The organism is Streptomyces sp. NPDC102258, from assembly GCF_055584685.1.
Genome location: NZ_JBVJLO010000063.1, coordinates 1 through 3,239, shown reverse-complemented (window position 1 = coordinate 3,239; position 3,239 = coordinate 1). Strand labels below are relative to the sequence as shown.

The window sequence follows — 3,239 nt, the reverse complement described above, 5'->3', positions numbered from 1 at the left end:
CCTCGGCGTCAAGCTCACCACCCTGCGCCCGGAGCAGGCCGCCTACATCGGCGTCAAGGTGGAGGGCCCGTACAAGCCGGACCACTACCGCTACTGATCCGCACACCGCTCCCGCGGATCCCGAGCACCGAGCCAGGCCCCCGGCACCTCCGCCGGGGGCCTGCCCCGTACCCCGTACGACCTCCCGTACGCACGCAAGGACCACACCCCATGCCCCGCGGCCGCTACTCGCTCCACGACCCGCACGACCACACCCCCCTCGGCGAGGAGCACTTCCACTGCGCCCCCGGCCCCTCGGGCTGGCGCTACGTCGCCCAGCTGACCCACCCCGACGGCGGCCACCGGGGCTCGGTCGACCTGGCCGTCGACGCACTCGGCCGCCCCATCCGCCTCGAACTGAACGCCTCCGGCTGGCAGGTCCGCGGCGCCGCCATCGACGGCGTCACCTGGGTCCGCACCGACCCCGCGGGAGCCGAGGCCACCGAGGGCAACGTCCGCGCCCCCGGCTTCACCGGCACCTCGCCGGCCTTCCTCATCGCCACCGCCCGCCTGCTGCGCCTGGCCCCCGGCGCCCCGGCGACCCGCGTCCGCCTCGTCGCGCTCACCGACCCGGTCCTCGCGGCCCGTACGGTCGACCAGGCCTGGGCCCTGCTCTCCCGCGCGGAGCACCCGACGGACAGCGGCCCGCTGGTGGTGGACGAGTACCGGATCACCGCGCTCGACACCGGCGAGGTCCACACCGTCCACCTCGCCGGGGACGTGGTCCTCTCCGCCCCCGGCATCGAACTCGAACACCTGGAAACCCCGCCCTCCGCCTTCCCCGAAGGCGACCCGGAGACGCTCTAGCCGGGCGGCGCGAACCCGCTCCCGCGCACGGGGGGCTCGACGGACGGCACAACGGGCGGCACCGGCACCGGCGCCACGGCCGCGGCGGGATACGGACCCACCGGCCCGGCCACCGGCGCCGGAGCCGGACCCGCCTGCGCGAAGGCCCGCGCGGCGTCCCGCGTCTGCCGCTCGTGCACCACCGCCATCAGGAACGCGGCGGCCGGCACCCCGGCCGGCGGCGGCGTCCCGGTCCGGGCCACCACATCGTCCGCGAGCCGCGCCGCCATCGCGGCACCGGTGTACGGATCCAGCTGGTTCATCCGCGTCAGGTACTGGCGGATCGCCAGCCACAGCCCGTCCGGCACCGCCGAGAGGTCCAGCCCGGAGAACCGGCCCGCCAGCCACGGCGGCGGCGGGGGCACGGGCATCACCCGCGCCCCGGGCACCCGCTCCCGTATCACCAGCGTCCCCGCGAACACGTCACCGATCCGCCGCCCCCGCTCCGAGACCAGCGAGGCGATGCAGGCCACGGTCCCGAAGGTCATCAGCAGCTCCACCACCCCCATCGCCCCGCGCACCAGCGCGTGCCGGAACCGGATCGGGCCGCCGTCCTCGCGCACCACCCGCAGCCCACAGGCCAGCTTCCCCAGCGAACGCCCGTGCGTCAGCGTCTCCACGGCGATCGGCACCCCGACCAGGATCAGCACGAAACTCGCCACCGACACCGCGGCCCCCGCGGCCTCGTCCAAGCCGTACGTCGTGAACACCAGGGCGAGGGAGACGATCACGTACCCGGCTCCGTACACGGCGAGGTCGAGCAGAATCGCCAGCGCCCGGCTCGGCAGCCTCGCCGGCCGCAACCCCAGGACGACCGCGTCCCCCGTCACCAGACCGCTCACCGCGTGCACCTTTCACCGACCTGACCCGCCCCTGTGCGCTCCAGTCTGCCAAGCTGACCACACGAGAAGTAAGCCGAATCGGGTGGCCTGGGGCAGGGGAGCGGTAACCGGATGGACCTCGACGTGTTCGTGGCGGCCCACCAGGCGCAATGGGCGCGACTGGAGCAGCTCCTCGGCCGCGGCCGGCGGCTGACGGGAGCGGAGGCCGACGAACTCGTCGCGCTCTACCAGCGCACCTCCACCCACCTCTCCCTCATCCAGTCGAGCGCCCCCGACCCGATGCTCACGGGCCGGCTCACCCAGCTCGTCGCCCGCGCCCGCGCCACGGTGACCGGCACCCGCCGCTCCAGCTGGCGCGACGCGGCACGCTTCTTCACGACGGGCTTCCCCGCGGCGATGTACCGCAGCCGCGGCTGGTGGATACCCGCGGCCCTGATCTCCACGGCGGTCGGCGTCCTCATCGGCTGGTGGATAGCCACCCACCCCGAGGTCCAGGGCGCGATAGCCGCCCCCGACCACCTGAAGGAACTCACCCGGCCGGGCGGCGAGTACGAGACGTACTACTCCAGCCACCCGGCGGCCTCGTTCGCCGCCCAGGTGTGGACGAACAACGCCCAGGCCGCCGCCGTCTGCCTGGTCCTCGGCGCCTTCCTCGGCCTTCCGGTGCTCTGGATCCTCTTCCTGAACATGGCGAACCTCGGTGTCGGCATCGGCCTGATGGCCTCGGCCGGCCGTCTCGACGTGTTCCTCGGCCTGATCCTCCCGCACGGCCTGCTCGAACTGACCGCCGTCTTCGTCGCCGCCGGCACCGGCCTGCGCCTCGGCTGGACGGTCATCGACCCGGGCCCCCGCACCCGCCGCACGGCCCTCGCCGAACAGGGCCGCGCCGCCCTCGGCATGGCCATCGGCCTGGCCGCGGTCCTCTTCGTCTCGGGCCTGATCGAAGGCTTCGTCACCCCCTCCGGCCTCCCCACCTGGGCCCGCATCACCATCGGCGTCGCCGCCGAGGCCGCCTTCCTGACGTACGTCTACGTCCTGGGCGGCCGCGCCGCCCGCGAGGGCGAGGTAGGCGACGTGGAGGAAGCCGACCGCACGGCCACCCTCCCTACGGCGGCCTGACGTGCGCGATGTGCGCCGGGACGAGCGGAGCTGCTAGTCTCCTCGTCGTCCCGCAAACACTGTTGACACGGTGGCTGTGGGGAGGTAGATTCGAACGGTTGCCTCGAACTGGACAAGTTCGGCAGCGATGGTCTAACATCTCTCTCGCCCCCAAGGAATTGAATTCCACTGGGGCACAGTCGACTCTTCTTTCAGGAATCGAAGCCGGGAAATCCGGTGGAAAACTTCTGATAGAGTCGCACTCGCCGGAAAGGGAAAGCGCGAAAGCGCAGAACCTCGAAAGCACCGAGGAAATCGGACACGAAAGAGTCTGATAGAGTCGGAAACGCAGGAAAGAGCAGAACGAAAGCCCGGAGGAAAGCCCGAGAGGGTGAGTACAAAGGAAGCGTCCGT

4 protein-coding genes are annotated in these 3,239 nt (G+C 72.3%); 3 read left to right on the top strand and 1 reads right to left on the bottom strand.

What is annotated here, in order from left to right; all coding sequences use genetic code 11:
* Together ACZ6ZT_RS35105 and ACZ6ZT_RS35100 are read left to right on the top strand one after the other, a co-directional pair.
* The coding region (locus ACZ6ZT_RS35105; protein ID WP_469724499.1) for an adenosylhomocysteinase at positions 1–97 on the top strand (97 nt) is incomplete at its 5' end.
* A gap of 113 nt (positions 98–210) precedes the next feature.
* Positions 211–846 carry a hypothetical protein gene (locus tag ACZ6ZT_RS35100; RefSeq protein ID WP_469724498.1) on the top strand — a complete coding sequence of 212 codons (636 nt, stop codon included), beginning with the start codon at positions 211–213 and terminating at the stop codon, positions 844–846.
* On the opposite strand, the gene ACZ6ZT_RS35095 is transcribed toward ACZ6ZT_RS35100, so the two are convergent.
* Positions 843–1,727 carry an RDD family protein gene (locus ACZ6ZT_RS35095; RefSeq protein WP_469724497.1) on the bottom strand — a complete coding sequence of 295 codons (885 nt, stop codon included), beginning with the start codon at positions 1,725–1,727 and terminating at the stop codon, positions 843–845. The genes ACZ6ZT_RS35100 and ACZ6ZT_RS35095 overlap by 4 nt on opposite strands.
* Before the next feature lie 111 nt (positions 1,728–1,838).
* On the opposite strand from ACZ6ZT_RS35095, the gene ACZ6ZT_RS35090 reads away from it, so the two are divergent.
* Positions 1,839–2,846 (top strand): stage II sporulation protein M, encoded by a 1,008-nt coding sequence (locus ACZ6ZT_RS35090; protein ID WP_469724496.1) that lies wholly within the window; start codon positions 1,839–1,841, stop codon positions 2,844–2,846.
* The last annotated feature ends 393 nt before the right edge of the window (positions 2,847–3,239 follow it).

What these genes read in the sequence shown, in the direction of transcription:
- ACZ6ZT_RS35100 (WP_469724498.1), top strand. Translation starts at nt 211, where the DNA reads ATGCCCCGCGGCCGCTACTCGCTCCACGACCCGCACGACCACACCCCC.
- ACZ6ZT_RS35090 (WP_469724496.1), top strand. Translation starts at nt 1,839, where the DNA reads ATGGACCTCGACGTGTTCGTGGCGGCCCACCAGGCGCAATGGGCGCGA.